Annotated in this window: 15 protein-coding genes; 3 read left to right on the top strand and 12 right to left on the bottom strand. The window is 70.5% G+C overall.

Going from position 1 to position 25,378, the window contains the following annotated elements:
• Nucleotides 1-675: 675 nt before the first annotated feature.
• Nucleotides 676-2,031, top strand: a complete 1,356-nt coding sequence (locus AB0L95_RS22930) for a helix-turn-helix domain-containing protein (protein WP_365163944.1) — start codon at nt 676-678, stop codon at nt 2,029-2,031.
• 138 nt (nt 2,032-2,169) lie between these two features.
• Here AB0L95_RS22930 and AB0L95_RS22925 read toward each other — a convergent pair whose 3' ends face one another.
• From AB0L95_RS22925 to AB0L95_RS22880, 10 genes are all read right to left on the bottom strand, one after another.
• Nucleotides 2,170-2,574: a nuclear transport factor 2 family protein gene (locus tag AB0L95_RS22925; RefSeq protein ID WP_365163943.1), complete on the bottom strand. Its 405-nt coding sequence runs from the start codon at nt 2,572-2,574 to the stop codon at nt 2,170-2,172.
• Between the two features lie 189 nt (nt 2,575-2,763).
• Nucleotides 2,764-2,976 (bottom strand): MbtH family NRPS accessory protein, encoded by a 213-nt coding sequence (locus tag AB0L95_RS22920; RefSeq protein ID WP_365163941.1) that lies wholly within the window; start codon nt 2,974-2,976, stop codon nt 2,764-2,766.
• Nucleotides 2,977-3,034: 58 nt separating this feature from the next.
• Nucleotides 3,035-4,120, bottom strand: coding sequence for a low-specificity L-threonine aldolase (ltaE, locus tag AB0L95_RS22915; protein ID WP_365163940.1), 1,086 nt, complete (start codon nt 4,118-4,120; stop codon nt 3,035-3,037).
• Nucleotides 4,113-5,624 carry an argininosuccinate lyase gene (gene argH, locus AB0L95_RS22910; protein ID WP_365163938.1) on the bottom strand — a complete coding sequence of 504 codons (1,512 nt, stop codon included), beginning with the start codon at nt 5,622-5,624 and terminating at the stop codon, nt 4,113-4,115. Before argH ends, ltaE begins: the two co-directional genes overlap by 8 nt.
• Nucleotides 5,621-6,853, bottom strand: a complete 1,233-nt coding sequence (locus AB0L95_RS22905; RefSeq protein ID WP_365163936.1) for an ATP-grasp domain-containing protein — start codon at nt 6,851-6,853, stop codon at nt 5,621-5,623. Before AB0L95_RS22905 ends, argH begins: the two co-directional genes overlap by 4 nt.
• Nucleotides 6,850-7,911 (bottom strand): pyridoxal-phosphate dependent enzyme, encoded by a 1,062-nt coding sequence (locus AB0L95_RS22900; RefSeq protein WP_365163935.1) that lies wholly within the window; start codon nt 7,909-7,911, stop codon nt 6,850-6,852. The genes AB0L95_RS22905 and AB0L95_RS22900 overlap by 4 nt, the downstream gene beginning before the upstream one ends.
• The gene (locus AB0L95_RS22895) at nt 7,886-8,893 is read right to left on the bottom strand and encodes a GHMP kinase (protein ID WP_365163934.1); all 1,008 of its coding nucleotides are present in this window, start codon (nt 8,891-8,893) and stop codon (nt 7,886-7,888) included. The genes AB0L95_RS22900 and AB0L95_RS22895 overlap by 26 nt, the downstream gene beginning before the upstream one ends.
• Before the next feature lie 95 nt (nt 8,894-8,988).
• Nucleotides 8,989-12,996 (bottom strand): amino acid adenylation domain-containing protein, encoded by a 4,008-nt coding sequence (locus AB0L95_RS22890; RefSeq protein WP_365163932.1) that lies wholly within the window; start codon nt 12,994-12,996, stop codon nt 8,989-8,991.
• The gene (locus AB0L95_RS22885) at nt 12,993-18,014 is read right to left on the bottom strand and encodes an amino acid adenylation domain-containing protein (RefSeq protein ID WP_365163931.1); all 5,022 of its coding nucleotides are present in this window, start codon (nt 18,012-18,014) and stop codon (nt 12,993-12,995) included. The genes AB0L95_RS22890 and AB0L95_RS22885 overlap by 4 nt, the downstream gene beginning before the upstream one ends.
• Nucleotides 18,015-18,262: 248 nt before the next feature.
• Nucleotides 18,263-19,567, bottom strand: a complete 1,305-nt coding sequence (locus AB0L95_RS22880; RefSeq protein ID WP_365163930.1) for an MFS transporter — start codon at nt 19,565-19,567, stop codon at nt 18,263-18,265.
• Nucleotides 19,568-20,047: 480 nt separating this feature from the next.
• On the opposite strand from AB0L95_RS22880, the gene AB0L95_RS22875 reads away from it, so the two are divergent.
• Nucleotides 20,048-21,391 carry a helix-turn-helix domain-containing protein gene (locus tag AB0L95_RS22875; protein WP_365163929.1) on the top strand — a complete coding sequence of 448 codons (1,344 nt, stop codon included), beginning with the start codon at nt 20,048-20,050 and terminating at the stop codon, nt 21,389-21,391.
• A gap of 91 nt (nt 21,392-21,482) precedes the next feature.
• On the opposite strand, the gene AB0L95_RS22870 is transcribed toward AB0L95_RS22875, so the two are convergent.
• Nucleotides 21,483-21,641: a hypothetical protein gene (locus tag AB0L95_RS22870; RefSeq protein WP_365163926.1), complete on the bottom strand. Its 159-nt coding sequence runs from the start codon at nt 21,639-21,641 to the stop codon at nt 21,483-21,485.
• A 277-nt stretch (nt 21,642-21,918) separates the two neighbouring features.
• Between AB0L95_RS22870 and AB0L95_RS22865 the strand changes: the two genes are divergently transcribed.
• Nucleotides 21,919-23,154: an alanine--tRNA ligase-related protein gene (locus AB0L95_RS22865; protein ID WP_365163925.1), complete on the top strand. Its 1,236-nt coding sequence runs from the start codon at nt 21,919-21,921 to the stop codon at nt 23,152-23,154.
• Between the two features lie 159 nt (nt 23,155-23,313).
• Here AB0L95_RS22865 and AB0L95_RS22860 read toward each other — a convergent pair whose 3' ends face one another.
• On the bottom strand, nt 23,314-25,230 hold the full coding sequence (locus AB0L95_RS22860; RefSeq protein ID WP_365163924.1) for a cellulase family glycosylhydrolase: 1,917 nt from the start codon (nt 25,228-25,230) through the stop codon (nt 23,314-23,316).
• Between the last annotated feature and the right edge of the window lie 148 nt (nt 25,231-25,378).

Below are 25,378 nucleotides of genomic sequence, written 5' to 3'. Positions count from 1 at the left end.
GCCCCACAGGCGCCTTTTGTCCCCTAATGCAGTTATTGCGACTCAGGGACTTACGGGGTGAAGGAGTCATCACTCGACACTAGGGACATAAAGCACCCGCCGTGTCGGCATTGACTGCCTTAGTCATGGCCTGTCAATCTTTCATGCGGCACTCAAGTCGACCGCAAAAAGGACGGGTTGGCTTGGAAGCGACTCCCTCTGCTGCGACAGAGAAATCCTTCAGGAGAGAAACTTCATGAAACAGGTCCGAACGCGGTGCTTCGCGCCGGTCACCATGGTGCTGTTATGTCTCTCCATACCCGGGGAAGCGGCGGCACACAAAATACTGTCGAGGCACGCCGTGACAGGAACGGCCCAACTCGCCCATGACGCCACCCCTCAGACTTTCAGGCCGATGCACGGACAGGGCCCTGACCTGCCACTCTGCTGCTGATCTCCAACGCGAACACGAGGGGGCGACGGCATCTGCCGTCGCCCCCTTCAGCTCAACCGCGAGCAAGATGACGCCTCGGGCGCAACTTGACAAGCTAGTCAATATTTGAGTCACTGTAGTCAGATTGACAATCCACCAGTGGCCGTCGAACGCGTCGCGTATCCCGCCGGGCACCGTAGCCGCGTTGGGTGTGATGAGCCTTGGCAACGATGTCAAGCCCCTTATGGGACTTGTTGACAGGCATGCCACGCGAGCCTTTTCCGAGAGAGATCATGAGCGACAGTCGAACGCACCGGGACTTCGGTCTCCTTCTCAGAAATCATCGTCGTCGGGCAGGTCTCACCCAGCGTCATCTCGCAGATCTGGCCACCGTGAGCGTCCGTGCCATAAGGAATCTGGAGTTGGGCAAGGTCTCCTCGCCACGGCCGGAGACCGTCCGACTGCTCGCGGACGGGCTCGGCCTGCGCACGACCGAGCGGGACGCGCTGATCGAGGCGGCGCTGGCCGCACGGACCGCCGCCACGGCCGTGGGGGGCGACGACGCCCTCACGCCTCCGTGGAACGCGCCGAACTGCCTGGTCGGCAGAGAGGCCGAACTCTCCTCCCTGACCCGGCTGCTGCACGTTCCGGAGCGGCGGCTCGTCAGCGTCGTCGGCGTACCCGGCGTGGGCAAGTCCCGCCTGGCCGCCGAAGCGGCCCGCTTCCAGTCCACCGTCGGCGGAGTCCCGGTGCGGTGGCTGTCGCGGGGCGATGCGGTCCCCGTGGACGACCTCGCGAAGGACCTGTCGGTACGTCGGATGCTCCTGGTCCTGGACGACACCGACCTCTCGCGTCCGGGCCTCGGCCGGATCGCATCCCTCCTGCAGCATCCCGTCAGACCGCAGATCCTGCTCACGGCGCCCGGGCCGTGCGGCATCCCGGGCGAGCAGGTGCTGCCGCTGTCCCCCCTGGCCGTTCCCGACCCGACGGTGGACCGCGTCACGGAAGAACTCGCCGACGTCGCCTCCGTCCGGTTGCTCTGCGCACAGATCCGCTGCCACCAGCCGGCGTTCGGCCTGGACGCCTCCAACTCCGCGATCGTCGCGGAACTGTGCCGACGGCTCGACGGTCTCCCCCGGGTCCTGGAGTTCGCCGGGGACTGGTGCCTGGTCCGCTCCCCGGAACAGCTGCTGGCCGAGGTCAGCCGTGATCCGTTCAGTCTCACCGCGCCCCCGACCGCGGGCTCCTATCCGCCCGACCCCGCCTCCCGGCTGCGTCAGACGCTCGACCGGCTGCCGCGGCCCGCTGTGTCCCTCCTCGCGACCACGGCCCGGAGCCTGACGAGCTGGTCGATCGCGGAGGCGGCGCGTGCGGCGGGGACATCGGACGCCGAAGCCGCCGCGATCGTCTTCACCCTCGTGACGTACGGCCTGGTCCGAACCGAGCACCAGGACGGTACGGAGCCCCGCTTCTCGATCCTGCACCAGGTGCGGCACCTGTACGGCTCGTCCTCGCCCTCCGCCGGTCAGCGGTACCTGTCGCGGAAGCTGCACCCCCTCGTGGTGCACCGTTCGTACGCGGACAACCGCAGCCGTGCGGTGGCCGTCGGCGACGCCTAGAGGACATCCGATCCAGGCAGCTGGTGGTCAGGGACTTCTTCTTGGAATCCGGCTGGAGGTCGTCAGGCGGCCCGCGTCCACAGGGTGCATCCGCTGCCCGAGCGGTGGGTGGTCGAGCGGGGCCTTCGGCCGGCGGAATCAGGCTCCGGCGATGGTTCGGCCCGGCATCGGCTCCGCGAGCGCGGCCCGCCGGGCCGGCGCGTCGAACGGGTCGGCGAAGTACTGCGTCTCGTGCACCACGTGCTGGTCGGCGAATTCCATGATGCTCACCGAGTACGAAGGCACACCGTCGTAGGTGATGATGCATTCACTCACCCATAGATTCGCCTGGCCGGTGATGCGCTGGACGCTGAAGTGCCGGTCGGCCGGGTGCCCACCGCGCTGCGCCGAGATCGTCGCGCGGCCCCGGAACCGCTCACCTGACTGCGGGTAGTCCAGGATCGCGTCCGTGGCGTAGATGGCGTGCTCGGCTTCGGTGTTCCCGCGTTCCGAGGCCCGCCAGTGCTCCTCGATCGCGGCCCTGGTCCGGGAGTCAGCATCCATGGCACCGCCCTTCCGTAGCGGTGACAGCCTAGGCACTCCGGACCGCAGCCGACCCGGAAGCCAGGCGGACGTGGGCTGTTGAGTCCTCCCTTTGGCCTGATCGGAGGGCGGCAGCCGACCACCGTGGCAACAGCGCGGGGTGCGTCCCGTACCGGTGTTCCGGTACGGGACGCACTCCTGCGTGAGGTGTCAGGCCGCGACGCCGCGCTCCGCCATGGCGCGCCGCAGACTCAGGGGCCGCATGTCGGTCCAGGTCTGCTCGATGTGGTCGAGGCACTCCTCCTTCGAGCCGGTGACGCCGACGGCCCGCCAGCCCTGCGGGATGTCACGGTCGGCCGACCAGACCGAGTACTGCTCCTCCTCGTTGACGACGACGAGCCACTGGCGGGTGTGCTGCTGCATGACGGTTCTCCGTTCGATGGACATGGTTTGGTGTGGACGGAACGTGAGGGACGGTGGATCAGGAATGGTGCGAGGCGGCGGCCAGGGGGGCCGGAGCGAGGATCCGCCGGAAGACGGCCAGCGCCCGGTCGATGTCCGCGTCGCTCACCCCGGCATGAGTGACCGCGCGGATGCGGCCGCGGCCGAGTTCCGCGAGGTGGATGCCCTCGGCCCAGGCGAGCGTCATGAAGTCGGCCTGTGACAGGCCGCGGGTGTCGACCCGGAAGAAGACCATGTTCGTCTCGACGGGCTCGACCGTGACCCCGGGAAGCGCTGTGAGCCCTTCGGCGAGCCGCCGGGCGGTGCGGTGGTCGTCCTCCAGCCGGGCCGTCATCTCCCGCAGGGCGACCAGCCCCGCGGCGGCCAGCACCCCGACCTGACGCATCCCGCCGCCGAGCATCTTGCGGATGCGGCGCACGGAGGTGATGAACTCGCCGCTGCCGGCGACGATGGATCCTACCGGCGCGGACAGCCCCTTGGACAGGCAGAACTGCACCGAGTCCGCGTACGCGGCGATGACGTGCACCGGGACGCCCGTGACGAGCGCCGCATTGAAGATCCGCGCGCCGTCGAGATGGACCGCCACGCCACGGGACCGTGCCAGCGCGGCGACCTCGGCGAGGTACTCCAGCGGCAGGACCCGTCCCCCGCTGCGGTTCTGCGGGTTCTCCAGGCACAGGAGCGCGGGCAGCGCGAACTGCGGGTCGTCGGGATCCGCGGGGAAGGCCGCCTCGATGTCGGCGAGCGCCATCGTTCCGTCGGCGGCGTTGGCCACGGGTTCGACGATCACGCCACCGCAGTAGGAGGCCCCGCCCGCCTCGTAGATGTAGATGTCCGACTCGGCGCCGGCCAGGGCCTTGGTGCCGCGAGGGCAGTGGGCGAGAAGGGCGGCGAGGTTGCCCATGGTGCCGCTCGGCATGAAGCAGGCGTCCTCCTTGCCGAGCAACGACGCCGCGAACAGCTCCAGTTCCCGCGCGGTGGGGTCCTCGCCGTACACGTCGTCGCCGAGTGCCGCGGTCGTCATCGCCTGAAGCATCTCCGGCGTGGGCAGGGTGAACGTGTCGCTGCGCAGCTCCACCACGTCCGAGGGACCGGTGCTAGCCATGGATGATCTCCTCTCGTGAAGCGGGCGCGGCATCCGTTCCCGCCCGGCTCGTGAGCGCTGTGACGGCATCGCGCAGTCGCTCGTTTGCGTCCTGCCAGCGGGTGGTCCACCCGGTGAGTGCCCTGCCGTGTTCCTGCCACCGCGATGCGAGGGGTTCCACGCTCCGCTCGAAGGCGGGCAGGCCCGGGCCGCCGCCGAACTCCGCGGCCCGCCACACGGTCTCGGGGCGCACCTCCTGCCGGGACTCGGCCGGAATGTGCCCCTGGTCGGCCAGGGCCGACCACAGCGAGCCGGCCCGGCCCTCCACCACGGCCAGGGCGGCCTCCCCCACCTGGTGATGGGCGCGTCGGAACGGCACACCGCGCCGCACCAGCCATTCCGCCGTCGCGGTCGCGTCGGTCAGTCCCTCCGTGGCCCGCGCCGCCATCGCCTCCGGGACGGGCTCCGCGCCCTCATGGGCCAGCCGAAGGATTCGCACCGCGTCGATCGTCGCGTCCAGGGCCGGCATGACGTGGCTCATGGCCTCCGTGCCGACGGCGATGGAGTTCGTGAAGGGTGTCCCCCGCATCGCGCTCGCCGCGGCCACGAATCCGCCGAGCGCGGCCGCGGACTTGCCCTGCACATGCTCCAGCACGAACGCGTTGCGCTTCTGCGGCATCATCGAGCTCGAACCGACCAGCCCGTCGGGGATGGTCACCAGGCCGAACTCGGCGCTGGACCACATCAGCAGATCGAGGGCCGCACGGTCGAGCGTGACCCCCAGCACCGCCGCGGCGGACAGCAGCCGTAGCGCCGTGTCGCGGGTGGCGATCGCGTCGACCGAGTTGTGTACCGGTTCGCCGAAGCCGAGGAGTTCGGCCGTGCGGGAGGGGTCGATCGGAACGGTGGTCCCGCCGATGGAGCCCGCGCCGAGGGGACACCGGTCGAGCGTCCGGCCCGCCTGTGCCAGCGCTTCGGCGTCGCGTTCCAGGGCCTGGGCAAGACCCAGCAGATAGTGACCGTAGGTGATGGGCACGGCGGCCTGGAAGTGCGTGTAGGCGGGCATCAGTACCTCGCGGTACCGGCGTGCCTGGTCGGTCAGCACGGTGCCCAGGCCGCTCAGTTCGGCGGACAGCCGGCGGAAGGGATCGCGCAGCGCCAGGTGAAGGCAGGTGACGCCGAGATCGTTGCGTGAGCGTCCGGTCTGCAGTACGCCGCCGACCTCGTCACCGAGCGTCTCGATCAGATAGCCCTCGTAGGCGAGGTAGAGGCCGCGGGGGGTGGGAAGGGTCTCGAGCGGCTCGTAGTCCTTCTCGCGTAGTTCCCGGATCGCCGAGAGCAGCGCCGATGCGGTGTCCTCGTCCGTGATGCCCCGCTCGGACAGCATGACGACATGGGCGAGGTCGACCTGCGAGATGCGATCGAGTTCCGCTTTCCAGGCGGGTCGCGGCGGGTCGCGGCGTTCCAGCAGCATCCGCCGTATCTCGGGCGAGGCCGCCGACCGCAGACGTCCGGAGTTCGTCATGCCGGCACCTCCGTCCCGGTGACCAGCACCGGGCGGATCAGGCGTACGCCCTCGGTGGCGGCCGCGGCGGCCGCGGCCGGGGAATCGGCCCGGGCCAGCACATGGCCGATCCGGTCCCGGAAGTCCCCGGCGACGGTGATCTCGGTGCCCGGCTCGCGGTAGATCTCGACGTCGGTGACGCCCGGCACCGTGCGCGCCTCGATCACCCCGTCGAAGTGGGAGAGCACTCCGTCGTCCGGGGCGAGCACGAAGCGGATCGCGGCCCCGCCGCGGGCGGTCGCGTCCGGCGTGGACGCCCGGCCGCAGAACGCCTTGACCGTCTCCAGGATCAGATCGATCCCGGTCGCCTCCTGGACGAGTCGCGGGATCCAACCGCCGGCCAGTCTGGGGTTCACCTCGATGAGGACGGGTCCCTCTCGGTCCACCCGCAGTTCCACGTGGGCCGGGCCGAGAGTGAGGCCGAGTGCCCGGACCGCGGCCTCGGCGGCCCGGCACACCGCGTCGTGCACGGCGGGCGCGAGCCGCGCCGGAAAGTCGTGCCCGGTCTCCACGAACAGGGGCAGTGCCCCCAGATGCTTGTGCGTCACGCCGACCACGTCGCCGTTCAGGACCTCGGCCGAGTACTCCTCGCCGGTCATGAACTCCTCGACGGTGAGGCGGCGCGGCACGGGAACGCCCCGCTCGTTGTGTCCGCGCGCCAGCACCAGGGCCGCATGCCGGGCCGTCTCCACGGGGTCCGCGCACCGTCGCACGCCGAGACTTCCACTGCCGGTGACCGGCTTGACGACGACCGGGTATCCGATCGACTCGGCCGCTTCCAGCGCCTCGTCCACGCCGGCGACCACGGTGAACCGTGGTACCCGCACGCCTTGGTCGGCGAGAAGGCGTCGCTGGACTCCCTTGTCCCGGACCGCGGCGATGGCCTCCGGTGCATGGCCCGGCAGGCCCAGCGCGGCGGCCGCTGCGGCGGCGGTCCCGACGAAGTAGTCGGAGCTGGTGCTGATGCCCGCGATCCGCCCGGTGGCCGCCAGGCGCCGGCAGGCGTCCACCACGGCCTCGGTGCTGTCCGTCTCGGCGCGGACGACTTCGACGTCGCCGGCCCATGAGTAGCGGGCCGGGTCGGACGCCAGCAGGACCGGTTGCAGTCCGAGGGCTCGGGCGGCCTCCGGGAACAGTCGTCCGGTGCCCGTGGTGTTGCTCTCCACGAGGACGAGGAGGTCCTGGGTCATACCGTGGCTCCGTCCATCAGGGCGACGACCTCCTCGCGCGGCCGCCTGTCCCAGGCGAACCGCGACCAGGAACCGGCCACCTGGGCGGGATGGTCCAGGGTGCGCGGGCCGTCGGGGATCGAGGGGGTGAGCAGATCGTTGCGGCGCATCCACGCGTCGTTGTAGACGGTGCTCGTGTAGCGGTGGCCCTCGTCGGGGAACAGGGCCACGACCCTGAGGCCGGGATGGCGTCGGGCGTACCACCGAGCGACATGGTGCGCTGCGCCGCTCGTCGGACCCATGTAGAGGCAGTGGTCGCAGTGCAGTCGCCGGGTCGCCGCGAACGCGAGGGGCGCGTCCAGCCAGTGCACCTCGTCGAACAGTGTGTGGTCCAGCACAGGGGGGACCAGTCCGTTCCCGAGGCCCCGCAGTTGCCGCGGGCCGGCGGGCGCCCCGAAGAGCACGCTGCCCGGCGTGTCCACTCCGATGAGCCTCATCCGCGGGTTCAGGGCGCGCAGGAACGAGCCGATTCCGGAGGAGGAGCCGCCGGATCCCACCGGGCAGACAAGGGCGTCGAGGCTGCCCAGGCTCTCCAGCAGCAGTTCGGCGACCGCGCCGTACGAGACCGGGTTGAGCGGGTTGTCGTACTGCCCGGGGGTGAAGTACGAGTCCAGCCGGGACTGGATACGGGCCACCCGGTCCAAGCGCGCCTGCTGCACGCCCTTGGCGTGCAGTTCCGGGCCGGACACGAGGCTCACGCGGGCGCCCAGGGCCTGCAGCCGTCGGCGCAGCGGCGGGTCGATCGCCGGGTCGCCGACGAGGATCAGCGGGATGCCCTTGAGCCTGCACACCATGGCGAGGCCGAGCCCGAAGGTGCCGGAGGTCGTCTCCACGACCGTGGCGTCCGGGGCCAGGGCGCCCGTCTCGGCCGCGCTGCGGAGAATGAAGTGGGCGGGCAGCAGCTTCATCAGATGGAAGGCGGCCGCGTACAGGTCGTCCTCGAGGCGGATGACCTTGGGCAGGATGTGGCCGTCGACCACGCTGGTGAAGGGTTTACGACTCGCGTGCATAAGTGACATGGCTGTCGCTCCCGGCGGTGTAGCGCCAATGGTTCGTCAATCGCAGTTCGGCAAGCCGACGGGCGGCGAGGGCCAGCTGCCCGTCGAGCCGGGGTCGGTAGGGGTCGAAGAGCAGGCCCGCCACCGAGCCGCTGTGCGCCACCTGTATCCCCAGGGCTTCCGTCTCCTCGGCGATCTCCAGCAGGCGGTGGAAGTGCGGCACGGGCAGGAAACGCTGATTGATACGGGCGCTCGCCGTGGCGATGCGCCCCAGCTCGGTGATGTCGCCCCGGCCGACCGCGCGCCGCATCAGGCCGCGCAGCGCGCGGAAGCACTCGATCTCCCAGGCGCTGTACCGCGCGGGGGGCAGGGCCAGAGTGTCGATCTCCTTGTCGACGGAGGAGAAGCCGAGCACCTCCATCGGCAGTGCGGGCCGATGGAAGTCCTCGATCACCGCGCCCTCGCGCTGCGCGAACAGCAGCATGCGATCGGAGTAGATGAGCGGATCGGTGGCGGCCTCGGCGCCGACGGCGAGCCGGGCGATCGTCTCCGGCGCGAGATGCCGACCGGCCGCGTTGAGGACGGCGAGGATCGCCGCCGTCACATCGCTGGTGGACGAGCCGAGTCCGCGGCCTACGGCGACGTCGCCGCGCAGCTCAAGCTGTCCGCCGTAGGCACTCATGCCGAGGACGTCGAGGGTGCTGCGTGCCGCGTGCAGCGCCTTGGTCTTCCAGGAGGGCGTGACGGTCAGCTCCGGTTCCCAAGGGCTCAGCCGTACCGTGGCGTTGCTGGCGAACAGGGCGCAGGGCAGGGTGACGAGGCCGCGGCGCAGTCTGCCGTCGTCCTCGAACACGCCTTGCAGCAGCTCGCCATGGTGGCTGGGGGCGGTGCCCGTGCCCAGGAGTGTGCCGTGTTCGAGTGCTCCGGGTGCCTGTTCCAGCTGTGTCCGGTCGTGGCTGCCCGGTGATGCCAGGAGGTCCTGACTCTTCAGGCCGATCTCCACCTACGCCTCCTCGGTGGTGTGGGTCGTGGGGTTGAGGTTGCCGACCGCGCCGCGGTCCTGCCGGGCGCGCACCTCCTGGACGTACGTGACGGCGCTCATCGGGTGTCCTCGGTCGTCGCGGTGCCGTGCAGGGATCGGGCGATCTCGGCGATGCGGGCCGCCAGTTCGCCGACGTGGGGCGGGTGCACCATGTCGTGGTGGTTGCCGGGGACCGGCACCCGGTGGACATGGCCACGGGTGAGCGCCTGCCATGCGACCGGGTCGACGTCGGGGCCCTTCAGCGTCGGGTGGCTCTCGGAGACGGTCAGCAGGTGAACGTCCGCGCCGATCCTCGCCGCCGGCCGGTAGCGGCCGGCCGCGACGGCGTTCGCCCTGGCGACGGCCACCATGCGGCGCACCGCCGTCGACTCGACGCGGCCGGGCAGTCGGCCCGCCTGATGCGACTGCCGGACCAGTGCGGCGATGAGCTGCTCGTCGTCGAGCGACTCCATCTCCTCCGCCGCGAGTCCCGCGTCGGCACCGAACCGGGACAGCACGTCCTCGTCTCCTACGAGGTCCGCCGAGCCCGGAACCGGCGAGTCCAGCAGAATCAGCGCCTCGACGGGCCGACCGGCCCGTTCGAGCTGGACCGCCATCTCGTAGGCGACGACGCCGCCGAAGGACCAGCCGGCCAGCAGGCGGGGCCCCTCCGGGTCGACGGTCCGGATGTCGCGGAGGTAGCGCTCTGCGATGTCCTCGACCGTGTTCAAGGGGGACGTGTCGGTGTTGTAGCCGACCGCCTCGATGCCGTGGACGGTGAGCCGGCCGTCCAGCTCCCGGCCCAGGCTCACATAGGAGCTGACGCCGCCGCCGTGCGGGTGGACCAGGAACAGCGGGGGGCCGGAGCGGTCGGGACCGGTCGCGAGCGGCACGAGCAGCTGGTCGGCGACGGCGGACACGTCCGGCAGCGCCGCGCAGAGTCCCTCGACGGTCGGTTCCCGGAAGAACGTGCTGAGGGGCACGCTCACGCCCAGCTCCCGCCGTACCGCCTCGACCAGTTCGAAGGCGGTGAGCGAGTTGCCTCCGACGGCGAAGAAGTCGTCCCGGACGCCCACGGGCGAGCGGCCGAGGACCCGTTCGCAGATCGAGGTCACCCGCAGTTCGAGAACGTCCCGGGGATTGACCGGTTCGGTGTCTCCCGACCAGTCGGGCTCGGGCAGCCGCTTGCGGTCCACCTTGCCGTTCGGCGTCATCGGCATCTCGGCCAGGCCGACGAGGCCCGCCGGGACCATGTACTGCGGCAGACGGTCCTGCACGAAGGCGCGCAGACCGGCCTCGTCGGGCTGGTCGCGCCAGGAGACGTAGCCGACGATCCGGCGGCCCATTCCCTCCCCGGCGGTCGTCACCGCGGCGCGGGCCACCGCCGGGTACCGCTGGAGCACCGACTCGATCTCCCCCAGCTCGATCCGGTAGCCCCGGATCTTCACCTGGGTGTCCTCACGGCCGATGTACTCCAGGGTCCCGTCGGGACGCCGGCGTGCGAGGTCCCCGGTCCGGTAGAGCCGCTCGCCGGTACCGAAGGGATCCGGGACGAACCGCTCGGCGGTGAGCCCGGGCCGACCCGCGTAGCCGCGGGTGAGGCCCGCGCCGCCGATGAGCAGTTCACCGACCGCGCCGACCGGCACCAGCCGCAGCTGGTCGTCGACCACGTACAGCCGGGTGTTGGCGATCGGCCGGCCGATCGGCACCGAGCCCGCCGGGTTGTCCGGGGTGACCTGGTGCAGCGTCGAGTAGACGGTGGTCTCGGTCGGGCCGTAGAGGTTCCACAGCCGGGACACCTTCGGTGCCAGTTCGGCCGCCAGCTGCGTGGACATCGCCTCGCCGCCGGAGACGGCCTGGAGGCCGGCGCCATCCCAGCCGCTGAGCAACAGCAGATGCCAGGTGGCGGGGGTCGCCGCCAGCACCGTCGCGTGCTGCGCCGCGAGCAGCCGCGCCAGGCCCGCCCCGTCCGATGCGGTCGCGCGGTCGACGATCACCAGGCGCGCACCGCAGCTGAGGGGTACGAACAGCTCCAGCACGGAGGCGTCGAACGCGATCGTGGTGACCGTGCAGAGCACGTCCCGGCCGGACAGTTCGAGGTTGCGGACCATGTCCTGGGCGAAGTTCGCCAGTCCGCGGTGCGTGACCATGACTCCCTTGGGGCGCCCGGTCGAGCCCGAGGTGTAGATGACGTACGCAAGGTCGTCCCGGTCGGCCGGCACCGACGCGGGTGCCTCCTGCGCCGGGTCGACGGACGGCGGCTCACCCACGTCGATGACGCGGATGTCCGCGCCGAGCCCGAGCGAGTCCGCGAGCGCCGGCCGGGTCAGCAGGAGAGCGGCTCCGCTGTCGGCCAGCATGAACTGGAGCCGGTCGCGCGGATAGGTCGGTTCGAGGGGCAGATAGGCCGCATTCGCCTTGAGGACCGCGAGCAGGGCCACCACCATCTCCGGGGACCGCTCGACGAGCACGCCTACGGGCGCCTGCTGTCCCGCGCCTGCCGCGCGCAGCGTGGCCGCGAGTGCGGTGGACCGCTCCGCGAGCTGGGCGTAGGTCACCTCGTCCCCGTCGGGGCCGACCAGGGCGATCGCGTCGGGGGTGCGCTCGGCGTGCTCGTCGACGAGTTCGTGGACGAAGCGCGCCGGTTCCGGCCGTGTGGAGTCGTTCCAGTCGTGGCGGAGCAGTCGCCGCTCCCCCGGGGTGAGCACCTCCAGATCGCCCAGCCGGGTGTCGGGTCGCGCCACCACCTGGGCGAGGACCTGCCGATAGTGCTCGGCGAACCGGCCGACGGTCTCCGCCTCGAAGATCTCGGTGGCGTAGGAGAGCAGCACCTCCATCCGCTCCCCCTGGGTGACCACGGTGACATCGAGGTCGAATCGTGCGGTGTCCGTCTCGACGGGCAGCGACCGGACCGAGACCCCGGGCAGCTCCAGCCGGGAGGTCTGCTCCTCGACCAGGTTGAACATCAGCTGGAACAGCGGGTTGCGGCTCAGATCGCGTTCCGGCCGCAGTTCGTCCACCAGGAGGTCGAACGGCAGCTCCTGATGTTCGTAGGCGTCCAGGGTGGTACCGCGGACCCGGGTGAGCAGTTCGGCGAACGTCGGGTCACCGTCGAGGTCGGTGCGCAGCAGCACGGTGTTGACGAAGAATCCGATCAGCCGCTCCGTCTCCTCGCGCATCCGGCCGGAGATCGGGATGCCGACCGTGACGTCCCGGCTGCCCGTGTGCCGGGACACCAGCGCCGCGAACGCCGCGAACAGCACCATGAACGGCGTCGTGTAGTGCGAGCGGGCGAGTTCACGGACCCCGCGGGCGACCGACGGATCGACCACGTGGGACAGTCGTGCACCCTGGCCGCTGCGGACCGCCGGCCTCGGGTGGTCGGTGCGCAGTTCGGTCGCGTTGGCACCGGCCAGCATCCGCTTCCAGTGACTCAGTTCACCGGCCATGCTCTCGGCGTCCAGGTGCCGGGCAGCCCAGGAGGCGTAGTCGGCGAACTGCATCGGCAGCGCGGGCAGATCCGGTCGGTGTCCGGACGCGAAGGCCGTGTACGCCTGCGAGAGTTCGGACCACAGGATCTGCATCGAGGCGGCATCCACAGCGATGTGGTGCACGACGACGGTGAACAGATGGCGTTGGCCGGGCAGTTCGGTGAGGCGTGCGCGCAGCCAGGGGGCCTCGCTCAGGTCGAACGGCCGCTCGGTGTCGCTGCGGCTCAGCCGCAGCGCCTCGGCGTATGCCTCGTCGGCGGGGAGATGCCGCAGATCGGTGCGCCAGAGGGTGACCACGGACGACGGTTCGGCGCGCAGACACGGGGTGCCGTCGGTGCCCTGTACGACGCGGGAGCGCAGGACGGTGTGGCGGTCCACGACGAGCGCCAGCGCCGCGTCGAGCGCCTCGGCGTCGAGCGCCCCGGACAGCTCCAGGACTTGCGCCATGTTGTACTCGACGAGTTCGGGGCGGAGCTGTTCGAGGAACCACAGCCGTCGTTGTGCCGCCGACAGCGGGGCATCTCCGACCGCGCCCTCCGTGCCCGTCCGTCCCTCGCCGCCCAGCTCCCGTTCGATGCTCGGGCTCATGGTCATGAGCGGTTCCTCTCCCCGGCCGCGTCTCGTGCGAGCAGGATGTTCTCGATGGCGATGGCCATGGTCTGGATGGTGGGGTTGTCGAAGATCACGGCGAGGGGGATCTCGGCGGACAGCGCACTGCGCAGCCGGGAGACGATCCGGGTCGCCAGAAGCGAGTGACCGCCCAGGGCGAAGAAGTTGGCGCCCACGTCCAGGTCCTGTCGGCCCAGCACCTGCGACCAGACACCCGCGACCAGCAGCTCCGCCTCACTGGACGGCTGCGTGCCCTGTTCACCGGCCACGAACTCCGGCTCCGGCAGCGCCCGGTAGTCGGTCTTGCCATTGGCGTTCACCGGGATCCGCTCCAGCACCGTGACACTGGACGGAATCATGTAGACCGGCAGCTGATCCGCCAGATACGCGTTCAGCCCCGGCACCAGCTCCGCACCGGCCGCCTCCGCCTCCGCCTCGACGGTGACATAGGCCGCCAGCCGCTGATCCCCCGGCGCCGGCTCCCACTTGACCACCACCGCATCCCGGATCCCCGGGAAGCGACGCACCGTGTGCTCGATCTCCGCCGGCTCGATCCGAATACCCCGGATCTTCACCTGGCTGTCCGCACGACCCAGGAACGTCAGCGTCCCATTGGCCCGCCACACCCCACGGTCCCCGGTGCGGTACAACCGCTCACCTGGCACGAACGGATGCGGCACAAAGGCTCCCGCGGTCTTGCGGGCGTCGCCCAGGTAACCCCGGGCCAGTCCCACTCCGCCCAGATACAGATCACCGGGGACACCGACCGGAACCGGGTTGAGATGCTCGTCGAGCACCAGCACCTGGTTGTTCGCGATCGCCTCACCCAGCGGGACATCGGCCGCCCACCGGTCATCCGGTGCGCATTCATGGCTGGTGGAGTCGATGGAGACCTCGGTGGCACCCCACTGGTTGAACAGCTTGGCACCCGTGGCCCCGAGGCGGTCGTAGAACTTCCCCACCAGGCCGGGACGGAGCGCCTCACCACTGGAGATCACATACCGCAGACCCGCCAGACCGGCACGCCGCTCCTCGGTGACCTCGTCACAGAACAACCCGAGCATGCTCGGCACGAAATGCAACCCGACCACACCATGAGCCTCGGCCCAGTCCGCGATCGCCCGCGGATCACGATGCAGACCCGCCGGCAACATCACCACCGTCGCACCCGCGATCAACGGCCAGAAGATCTCCACCGCCGAATCGTCGAAACTCAGCACCGTCTTGTGCAGAACCCGCTCACCCCGACCCAACGGATACCGCGCCAGCATCCACTGCATCCGGTTCGCCCACCCCGCATGAGTCGACGCCACACCCTTCGGCACACCCGTCGAACCCGACGTGTAATACACGGAGATCAGGTTCTCGCCCGTGATCCCGGCATCCGGCCCCACCACAGCGGACTGCCACAACATGCCCGCACCGCACTCCAGCGCCGTGATGCCCTGCTCCTCGGCGTCTGCCTCGGCGAGCTGACCGGCCCGTGCCGTGTCCACGCACACCAGCGACGCGCCGGCGTCCGACAGAATCCGCACCACCCGGCCCACCGGAAGATCCGGATCCAACGGCACGAACGCACCACCGGCCTTCACCACCGCCAGCAACACCACAGCCATCTCGACCGACCGGTCCATCCACACACCCACCGGCACATCAGCCACCACACCCGCAGCACGCAACCGCACCGCCAGATGATTGGCCCGGCCCACCAACTCCCCGTACGACAACACACCATTCGCATCCACCACCGCCGGCACCTCACCGGCACCCCCCGCCACCGCATCCACCAACCCAGGCAGCAGACCACCCGAGAACACGACCTCCTCACCCACACCGGCCGAGGGCCCGGCGTCGGCCGTGGGACCGGGGTGGCCGTCCGCCTCCGCCGCGGTGAGCAGCTCGATCAGGTCCATCGGGCGGTCGGGATCGGCGATGGCCGATGCCAGGAGGGCGACGTACTGGGAGACCATGCGCCGCATCGTGTCCTCGTCGAAGAGCGAGGTGGCGTACTCCCAGATGAGGGTGATCCGGTCGTCTTCGGGATCCTCGTCCTGTCCGGTGCGCTGTTGGGCCCGCGGCACCACGACGATGTTGAGGTCCATCTTGGCCGAGCCGTTGTGCCGCTCCAGGACGGTGCCCTCGATCCCGCCGAACCGCAGATCGGGCACGGCGGCGTTGTGGAAGCTGAACATCGCCTGGAACAACGGGTTGCGTGAGGGGTCGCGGGGCGGTGCCAGGGCTTCGACCAGGCGGTCCAGCGGGACGTCCTGCCAGTCCGCGGTGTCGACGAGGACGTCGTGCACACGGCTGCGGAGTTCACCGAACCCGGGTGAGCCGGAGGTATCGAGACGCAGCGGCAGGGTGTTCACCACCATGCCGAGCATGCGTTCCGTCTCGGCGAGGCGCCGGTTGGCGGCCCCGGTGCCGATGACCAGGTCGGTCTGCCCTGAGTAGCGGCCCAGCAGCGCGGCGAAGCCGGACAGCATCGAGGAGAAGAGGGTCACTCCGGCCTGCCGGCTGCTCTTGCGGAGCGCGCGGCTCAGTTCGGTCGGAAGATCGATCCGCAGCGCCGCGCCGCTGAACGAGTGGGCGCGCGGGCGGGGGCGGTCCGTGGGCAGGTCGAGGATGAACGAGGCGCCGTCCAGATGACGCTGCCAGTAGTCCAGATGGCGGGTGAGGACGTCGTCACGCATCCAGGCCCGTTGCCAGGCGGCGAAGTCGGCGTACTGGACGGCCGGTTCGGGCAGCGGGGAGGGGTGGCCGGCCGCCAGTGCGGGGTAGATGGCCCGGATCTCGTCGAGAAGGACCGCGAACGACCAGCCGTCGTGCACGAAGTGGTGCTCCACCTGGACGAGCGTGTGGTCGTCCGGGGCGTACCGGATCAGCAGCCAACGGGCGAGCGGCGGGTCGGTCAGCTCGAAGGGACGACGGATGGTGTCCCGGACGACTTCCTCGGTGCGACGCTCCCGCTCGTCGGACGGCAGGTCGCCCAGGTCGACGACCGGCAGGTCCACGGTCAGCGGCGGGCGGACTTCCTGGACGGGCACACCGTCGACGGTCGAGAACGCGGTACGGAAGATCTCGTGGCGGCGCACGATCTCGGTGAGCGTCGCCTGGAAGACCTCCGCGTCGAGCGGGCCGCGCAGCCGGATGGTGGCCTGTGCGTTGTAGGCGAGGTTGCCGGGTGAGAGCTGTTCGAGGAACCAGATGCGTTCCTGCGGGAAGGACAGCGGCAGCGGCTGGTTCCTCGGTGCCCTGGTCACGGGCGGAAGCGGCGGAGCGCTGTCGGCGTGGCCGCTGAGCGCCTCGGCCATGCCGGCGATCGTGCGCTCCTCGTAGATCCGCGATATCGGCAGCTCGGTGCCGAACTCGGCACGGATCCGGGCCGCGAGCCGTCCCGCGAGGAGGGAGTGGCCGCCCAGCAGGAAGAAGTCGTCCTGGACGCCGATGCCGTCGAGGGCGAGCAGTTCGCCGATCATCTCCGCCAGGCGGCGCTCGGTCTCGGTGCGGGCGGCGGTGCGGTCGCCCGCCAGGCCAAGGGACGCACGGTCGGGTGCCGGAAGCGCGGCACGGTCCAGCTTGCCGTTCGGCGTGAGCGGCAGACGTTCGATGACGACGATCGACGGCACCATGTAGTGCGGCAGTCGACCGCCGGCGAACTCGCGCAGTTCCAGAGCCGCGGTGCCGGGCGCCACGGCGTAGGCGAGCAGCCGGTCCTCGTCGCCCACGCGGCCCACGACGACCGCGACGTCCCGGACCTCGGGGTGTTCACGGAGCACTCCGGCGATCTCGTCGAGCTCGATCCGGAAGCCGTTGAGCTTGACCTGGTCGTCGATGCGGCCCTGGAAGTCGAGGTCGCCGTCGGGTGTCAGCCGGACCAGATCGCCGGTGCGGTAGGCCCGTTGGCCGGAGTCGTCGGGGTCGGGCACGAAGCGGTCGGTGGTCTGGGCGGGCCGCCCGATGTAGCCGCGGGCCACGCCGGCGCCGGCGATCACCAGCTCGCCGGTCGCTCCGGGCGGCACCGGACGCATCTCCTCGTCCAGGACATGGAGGCGTACGCCGTCGATCGCGCGGCCGATGACGGGTTTTCCGCCGCCGGGCAGGGTCCTGGCGAGGGAGGCCCACACGGTGGCCTCGGTCGGGCCGTAGGCGTTGAACATGGTGCGGCCGGGGGCCCAGCGGTCCACCAGGTGTGCGGGCAGGGCCTCTCCGGCGCAGACGATGGTCTCCAGGTCCGGGAGTTCCATCGGGGGGACCATCCCGAGCACGCTCGGCGGCAGCGTGATGTGCGTGATCCGGGTGTCCTTGAGGAAGTCGCCGAGGCCCGGCCCGTACAGCACGTCGCGGCGGGGCGGCAGGACGAGGGTGGCTCCCGAGCGCAGGGCCATGGTCAGCTCGAAGACGGAGGCGTCGAAGCTGGGCGAGGCGAACTGCAGGACGCGCTTTCCGGGGCGCAGCCCGAACGGTCCGACCTGTGCCTCGGCCAGGTTGGCGAGCCCGCGCTGAGTGAGCGTCACGCCCTTGGGCCGACCCGTGGAGCCGGAGGTGTAGATGACGTACGCCGACGTCTCGGGGGTGAGCTGTGGCAGGTCGGCCGGGCCGGTCCGCTCGGCGCTCGTCGGGTCCACCAGGGGCACGTCGAGGTCCGTGAGCCAGTCGGGCGCCGTGCTGTCCGCGATGACCAGCAGGGCGCCGCAGTCGCGGATCATGTAGGCGAGCCGCTCACGGGGGTACGACGGGTCCAGGGGCAGCCAGGCGGCGCCGGACCGGACGACCGCCAGTACGGCGGCGACGAGGTCGAGCGAGGGCTCCATGAGCACGCCGACCGTGGCCTCGGGCCCGGCGCCCGAGGACTGCAGCCGGGCGGCCAACTTCTCTGCCCGCGCGTCGAGTTCGGCGTAGGTCAGGTGCTGGTCGCCGAGTTCGACTGCCGGTTCGTGAGGCGTCGCGGCGACCTGGTCGAGGAACGCGTTGAGGAAGAATCCGGAATCTGCTGGGGCCACGGAAGTCTCCATGAGGACGTGACAGCTGGGCGGTGACCGGACAGGTGCAGCCGGTGCGGCGCGGCCCGTGTGCGGGGCCGGCCGACGGCCGACTCGCTGTCCGGCCACCCTGATCGGCGGACGCGGGCGTACGTCCGGTTTCGAGTGGTCGATCATCGAGCGGTGATGTCACGCTAACCGCGGCGTCGGCGCCGAATCGGCACTGCGGGAGGCAGTGTGGAGGCACTTTCGAGGCCGCGTTGTGCCTCTCAGACAGCCTGGTCGGCGTGGTGTGCCTCGCGTTTGAGCACGGGGGAGGGAAGGAGCCAGAGGAACGCGGCGAGGGCGCCGGCCGCCCCCGCCCACAGCGTGGTGCGCGGGCCGAGCGGGCCCGCGAGCACTCCCGCGGCGAGCGCCGCGAGGGGCCGTGTCCCGAGGTTGACGGACTGATAGGCGCCGAAGACGCTCGACCGCATCGCGTCGGGGACCGCGGAGGTCAGGATGGTGGCCAGGGCGATGTCGAGCCACATGACGCCGATCCCCGACCCGAACTCGGCCGCGAAGAGCATCGTGAGGACCACCGGCCTGGGCCCGGTGGCGGCCGGTATGAGCAGCATCGGGGCGGGCATGGCGAGGCATCCGAGAGCGAACGTCCGGCCCACGCCGATGCGCCGGGTCAGCGGTGTGGCGAGGGCGGCCCCGAGCAGCGCGCCGCCGGCTCCCGCCCCCAGCACCAGGCCGAGCAGGCCCGGACTGAGGTGCAGGGTCGTGGTGGCGTAGAGGACGAAGAGCGTGGTGACCATGAAGCAGCCGAAGTTCACGGTGGCCGTCGCGGCGAGTGCGCTGCGGATGACGGGCGAACGCGCGATGAAGTGTCCTGCCGCACGCAGCCGGCCCCGCTCCTTGGGTGCCGGTGGCGCCTCGGCCGGCGTGATCCGGGACAGGAACAGGGCGGACACCAGATAGGACAGGGCGTCGGCGAGCAATGCGAAGGGCGCGGACAGCAGTTGCACCGCAAAGCCCCCGACACTCGGCCCGACGACCTTCGACATGGCTCGGCTGCCGCTGGTCAGCGCATTGCCCTGGACGTATGCGGTCGGTGGCACAAGGGCCTTGAACAGTGGGGGGTTGCAGACCTCGAAGAACACCGACAGCGTGCCGACGGCGAAGGCCACGGCGTAGAGCTGACCGAGTGTCAGTCTGCCGAGCGTATAGGCGACCGGGACCGTGGCGAGCAGCACCATGCGGCCCGCATCCGCGGCGATCATGACTCGGCGGCGGTTGGCACGGTGATCGGCCCACAGTCCGGCGTGCAGCCCGAACAGCAGGTTCGGCAGCCAGGCGGCGGCTCCGAGAAGGCCCATCCGGGCCGCGTCGGCATGCACCACGGTGACCGCGATGAGGGGGAGGGCGAGGGCGGAGACCTGGTCCCCGAGACGGGAGACCGTCTGTGCGGTCCAGTACCGGCGGAAGGCGGTGTCCTGCAGCAGGCCGGGCAGCCTGCGGGCGACCCGGTGTGGGAGCGCCGCTGCGCTGGTGCGCGTGGGGGCGCGGTCGGGGGCGGACGCGGTCATGGATGGGCCTCCTGGTGATCTTCAGGAGCAGACAGGGAAAGTCAGGCTCAGCGAAGGGCGTGCGGGGCCGAGTCGCCCGGGACGACCGGGAATCGGCGGCTGAGCGAGGGGCGGGTGCGCTGCGTCGGCCCCGTGCATGCACGGGTGAGCAGAAGGCCCGGTCACGCTTGCGCCCCTGAGCCGGAAGGGACCGGCCCAGCAAAGACCGGGAGTCGCGATCAATGCGACACGCCGCCATCACTGCGATGATGACTGGAATGTTATACCGTTAGTCAGTACACTCGGAAAGCTCCGAGGATCATGACCCTCCGGTCGCCGGCTCGACTCGGTGACCCACCGAAGCTTCCGCAGGTCAGGCGGGCATCGGATATCAGGGTGCATCGGAGAGAATACCGACACCAGCACCCATATCGCCTAACGGCCCAGGAAAGCCCCTGTCAGGGCCCTGTTTCCTTCAGGCCTGTCAAGTGAGGAGTCACAGTGACCGAGAACGAATCCTTGGGTTCACGCATCCGACGACTCCGCAGGGCGGCCGGACTCTCGCAGGAGGCCCTGGCGCGGCCCAACCTGTCCCCCAGCTATGTCTCCCTGCTGGAAGCCGGGAAGCGCATCCCCTCGGACGACGTGATGGCCCAGCTTGCCGAGCGGCTGGGCTGCGATGCCGCCTATCTGTCGGGACCGATCGCCAAGCCGGACGTCATCGGTTTGGAGGTGGAGCTGCACTACGCACAACTCGCCCTGCGCAACGGCGATGCGGCCGCGGCCCTGACGACCTTCACCGACCTGCGAGGCAGGCTGTCGGCCACCGAGCACAAGGACCTCTTCTTCGCCGTGGAGCTGGGCATCGCCCAGTGTCTGGAACACAAGGGAGACCTGGAGGAGGCCGCGACGCACTTCGAGTCGCTGCGCCGGCTGTGCACCACGGAGGGGCGGGGCACGGTGGACCAGCTGAGCATCGTCATGTCCCTGTGCCGCTGCTACCGGGAGCTGGGGAACCTGTCCCACGCCATCGAGGTCGCCGAGGCCGCCCTCGCCGAGGCCGAGGCCGCGGACCTGCCCCCGACGGTCGCCTACCTCGAACTGCTGTCCACCCTGATCGGCGTCTACAGCGAACGCGGCGATCTGCACCGCGCCAACTTCCTGGCCTCCCAGGCGATAAGCCGGGCGGAGATCATCGCCGACCGCCGGGCACTGGGGGGCGCCTACTGGAACGCCAGCGCGGTGCTGCACCGCCAGGGTCGCTCGAACGAGGCCCTGGCGCTGATCAAGAAGGCCGTCGCCATCTACGCGGAGGGGGACGACGAACGAGCCCTGGCCCGCGTACGCAACGCGCACGCCACCGTCCTGCTGCAGTCCGAGGATCCGAACCCGGAGGCGGCCAAGGCACTGCTCGAACAGAGCGCCGCCACACTGCGGTCCCTGGGGAGCAGTATCGACGTCGCCTATGTGGAGACCGCGTTGGCCCGGGCCGAGGTCATGCTCGGCCGGCCGGACAGCGCCATCGAGCACGCCCAGCGGGCCCTGGACCTACTGGGTCCGGAGCACCGGCTTGAGAGTGCTCGGGTCCAACTGGTCCTCGCGGCCGCGCATCTGCTGCGGGACGACCACGAAGCGGTGCAGGCCGCCTACGAGCGCGGCGCCCTGCTGCTCGAAGCCTCGGAAGCGGGGCGGCAGGCGGCCTTCGCCTGGTCCGAACTGGCGGAGATCCTGGAGAAGAGCGGCGAGAGCGAGCGGGCCGTGTGGGCCTACCGACAGGGCATGCGGCTCATGGGCCACCGCAGCACCCTGATCTCCGCCACGCCCCAGGATGCAAGGCAGCGCTGACCCGCCTCGTTCCGCCCTTTCCTCGGAGCGCCCCATAAGTTCGCTTATGGGGCGCTCTGCCGTGCTCCCCGCACATGGACCGGTTCCGGCCTCAGCAGCACAGCGGAAGGTCGTCGCTACCCGCGGTGCGGTTGTCGGCCAGGACGGCATGGGAGTTCGCCGAGGCGTTGGCGAGCGCGGCCACGCCGGCCGTTGAGCCTCCCGCGAAGAGGGCGAGGGAAGCCAGGAAGGTAGCAGCAATCTTGCGCACAGCGAACACCTCTCGTTCGTCACGGCCATCTGCGGCCGCAGCGGTTTGACTACGAGGATCCTGACAGCGCTTGACTCAGTCAGTCAATAAATCAAAAACAGGGTCAAAATGGGCTCTATATTTCACTTTCACATGATTGTTCAGTCCCGATATGCACCCATTCACCCCCATACATCTGCGGCATCCCGGGGTCGAAATTTCTTTTGTTATAGTGGCTGTCACATTCGAGTCACTAATGACGGGGAGTCGTGGTGTCCATCAATCAGCGAGGTGGCCCGTGATCAGTGCGTCAGGCGACATCCATCAGGTGTCGGCCGCCCTGGGCGCCCGGGGATACCGCTGGCAGCCGCCACCGGTTCTCGCACCGCCCGGCAGCCTCCCCGGGCTGTTCCCGGACCACGGCTCACCGTCCTGGATCGAGCCGCTGCTCGCCCCCTTGTCGCATGCGCGCGGCGGCGTGCACACCGTGCGATGGTCGATCCGGACGCGGCACATGCATGCGGTACCGGTCGCCACGCCTGCCTCGGCGCAGCGCGTGTTGAGCGCCGTATGGGCGGGACCCCGCGCGTTCCGCGTCCCCATCGGCGACGTGACCGAGGCGCTCGCCGGTGCGGGCGTGGACCCGGGAGGCCTCGCGTTCGTCGTCTCGGCGCGTCCCCCGGACCCGAATCCGCTGTACGAGGCGCTTCGCCAACTGGGCATCAACGCGCGGCGGATCGGCTTCGACGGCCCTTCCCCGGCGGTGCCGAGCGGAGCGGTACCGCTCGCCGGCCCGCGTCTGAGCATCGAGTTTCCCGTGGGTGTCCCGTGCAGCAGGACCTGCGGTCCGGGCTGCCGCTGTGGTCGCTACCGGGCCCTCGCACACCTGCGGTTCAGCGCCATGGGACAGGTCCGCTCGCTGCTCGAAGTCGCCGTACTCGAGAACGGACTCCTCGGGGCCCTGGACGGTACTCGTGATCCGTTCGGCAGCCCGCGCTTCGCGACGCTGGTCAAGAGCGTCCATGAAGTGCTGCCGGTACACGGAACGACAGTGGCTCAGGCCGAACGTGTCCGTCTGCTCGTCGACCGCTCGTTCACGGTCGCCCTGCTCATCGGGTCGGGGTTCGCGCCCGGGCCGCGTGGGCGGGCCCATGTCGTACGCCGGCTGTTACGGCACGCGGGGACCCAACTGGCCCTTGTCGGTGTGCCGTTGGCCCGGCTCGACGAGTTGGTCGAAGTAGCCGACAGATCCGTGCGCACCGGGCTGGGCTTCGCACCGCTCACCGATGCCCAGCTGGAAGTCGTCCGCAGGGAACGCGAGCGGTTCGCGCACGTGCTGGCCCGGGCGCCCGCGCTCCTGGAAGCGTCGGTGACGGCCCGTCACCCGCCCGCCGACCGCGCGGAGACCCTGTTGCGGCTGAGGAGTCAACACGGCGTTCCGCTCGGCATCGCGATGGGCTGGTGCCGGGAGAACGACCTCGCCGTCTCGCTGCGGCACATAGCCCGGCTGGAGAGAGACAGCGCCGGGCCCTGAGGCGGGGCTCGTGGGCTACGCCGGACCGGGGGCGGCCCCGTCGCGTGCCGCCCCCGGTCCAGGCCCAGGGGCGGCACGACGGGCAACGGAGCGTCCGGCCGCCGGACCCTACTTCGTCGCGTCGCTGCAGCCCTGGGGAGTGCCCCGCCGTCCCGCCCTTCAGGACAGCTTGCGGCACAGCAGGGCGGCGGGGCCCGCCGTGCTGCCCAGACGTGTGGTGAAGGCGATTCCGGCGGCGTACTCGTCGTCGGCGCACTGGCCCTTGTAGTCGCCGTAGGCGAAGTCGCCGCCGGCGGCGTCGGCGGGGCGGTTGTCGGACCGGTCGAACCACACGGTCCGTCCCGTGACGCCCAGTCGGCCCCGGGCGGGAACGCAGAGAGCCGCCGAAACCCGGCCGCCGCGGTGGCTGTAGCCGATCAGGAAGTCGTCGGTGGGGCACTGGAGTTTGGTGTAGCCCGACGCCCAGTCGCCGCCCTGCGGGACGTAGCGCTCGTCGGTGACCACCGTCTGCGCGATGCCCCCGGCGCGCAGGTCGCCGGCGGTGATGTCGGTGCACAGTGCACGGCCGGCCGTGTGGCCGAGCCCGGCCAGCCGCAGGCCGTCGGGACAGGCCGCCTTGGAGGCACCGGAGTCCCAGTCCCCGGTGGCACGCACCCGCAGTGACTGGACCCGGTCGCCGTGGTCGGTGGCGAGCATGCGCCAGGAGGGCACCTCCGCCACGGGCCCGGTTCGCGCGGGTGCGGTCATGAGGTGGTTCCATGCGGTGCTGCGCCAGTCGGACCCGTCGAGGATGCCGTATCGGTGCCCCTCGGTGTCATAGCGCAGCAGCGACCAGTCGTCGTGGCCTTCCCATCCGACCAGCGGCCAGTAGGCGAAGTCGGCGTCATGGTCGGCGAAGTAGTCGGTGATGTCGCCGAACCAGGCGCGGGCGGCGGTGCCCGTCTCGTCGGCTCCGATGCCGAACTCGCTGATCCACAGCGGTGCGGTGTAGTGACGGCCGCCCTCCTCGGTCACGAAGAAGGCCTCGTCGGACAGGGCTTGGTACAGCTCGTCGCGGGTGAGGTCCTGGTAACGGGGGTCGTGTGTCTCCCCGATGCCGGTGGCACCGCTGTGGTGGGGGCCGGTGTAGCCGTAGAAGTGGGCGGAGTAGACGAGTTTGTGGGTGGCCACGAGCGTGTGCGAGAGAGCGCGCGCGGGAGTGAGCATGGGGCGGCCGTGCGGCAGCCCGTCGACGGGCAGGCCGGTCCAGTTGATCCCCTCGATGACGATGAGGAGGTTCGGGTTGGCCTCGGTCAGGATGCGGTCCGCGGCGAGCTGGGCGGCGGCGTACCAGTCGTGGTCGTCACCCAGGCCCCAGTTGGGGTCGTCCATGATGTCGCGCCGTACCTCGTTGTAGAGGTCGGCTCCCACCACGCGCGGGTCGGAGGCGTAGCGGCGGGCCATGAAGACCCAGTTGTCGGCCCACTGCTGGGTGGACTGCCCGCTGTTCCAGCGCTCGTTGCCGTCGAGGCCGCAGCACCAACGGGAGCTGTTGGTGTGGTTGTTGAGGATGACCGCGAAGCCGTCGCCGGTGAGTGCGGCCACCACGGCGTCGTAGATCTGCAGCGGTGTCCTGCCCCGCAGCTGAGGGTTGGCGGTGACGGCGGTGTCGGGCACGGGGGCCGTCGTGTGGATCATCTCGTCGGAGAACGGCAGCCGGATGCTGTTGATCCCGAGGGCGTGGAAGTCGGCGAGCAGTTTGGGCAGCGCGACCCGGTCCAGGCCGAGGGGGATGCCGTAGGAGTCCTGGCCGGCATGGTGGTTGGCGGGATCGTCGATGCTGCCGCTGCCCGTCCAGGATCCTTGCGCGCCGTCCCAGTTGGCCGATCTCAGCCGGAAGCGGTTGCCCGCGGCATCGACGATGTACCGGCCGCGGGTGGACAGCGGCGGTTGCCAGGTGTCGGCCGCCGGGGTGGTGGCGGCCGTGGCGCGGGCCGCGGGCTCCGGGGCCGCGGCAACCGCTCCGGGCGCCGCAGTCAGCAGGAGGAGCACAGCGGCCGCCCCTGTCAGGTTCCGGACAAGTCTGATGGTCGGCATACGGCCCTCTGCGAGTGAGCGGTGGTGCGCGGATGGGGGGTGGCGCGGCCGAGCGGACGCCGCAGTAGCAGTGCACGTCGGCGGATCCCCGCAGGACGGCCGGACTCGGCCGTCGGCGGGCGACGGCCGACAGTGTACGAAGGAACGG

This window comes from Streptomyces sp. NPDC052036 (genome assembly GCF_040680495.1).
GTDB lineage: Bacteria > Actinomycetota > Actinomycetes > Streptomycetales > Streptomycetaceae > Streptomyces.
Note: the sequence above shows the minus strand (reverse complement) of the source record. Positions and strands in the feature narration are given on the sequence as shown.

Coding starts and splice junctions, on each gene's coding strand:
- AB0L95_RS22925 (WP_365163943.1), bottom strand. CDS start 2,574: ATGGATGCTGACTCCCGGACCAGGGCCGCGATCGAGGAGCACTGGCGG.
- argH (WP_365163938.1), bottom strand. CDS start 5,624: ATGACGAACTCCGGACGTCTGCGGTCGGCGGCCTCGCCCGAGATACGG.
- ltaE (WP_365163940.1), bottom strand. CDS start 4,120: ATGGCTAGCACCGGTCCCTCGGACGTGGTGGAGCTGCGCAGCGACACG.
- AB0L95_RS22900 (WP_365163935.1), bottom strand. CDS start 7,911: ATGTCACTTATGCACGCGAGTCGTAAACCCTTCACCAGCGTGGTCGAC.
- AB0L95_RS22880 (WP_365163930.1), bottom strand. CDS start 19,567: ATGACCGCGTCCGCCCCCGACCGCGCCCCCACGCGCACCAGCGCAGCG.
- AB0L95_RS22930 (WP_365163944.1), top strand. CDS start 676: ATGCCACGCGAGCCTTTTCCGAGAGAGATCATGAGCGACAGTCGAACG.
- AB0L95_RS22905 (WP_365163936.1), bottom strand. CDS start 6,853: ATGACCCAGGACCTCCTCGTCCTCGTGGAGAGCAACACCACGGGCACC.
- AB0L95_RS22890 (WP_365163932.1), bottom strand. CDS start 12,996: ATGACCATGAGCCCGAGCATCGAACGGGAGCTGGGCGGCGAGGGACGG.
- AB0L95_RS22920 (WP_365163941.1), bottom strand. CDS start 2,976: ATGCAGCAGCACACCCGCCAGTGGCTCGTCGTCGTCAACGAGGAGGAG.
- AB0L95_RS22860 (WP_365163924.1), bottom strand. CDS start 25,230: ATGCCGACCATCAGACTTGTCCGGAACCTGACAGGGGCGGCCGCTGTG.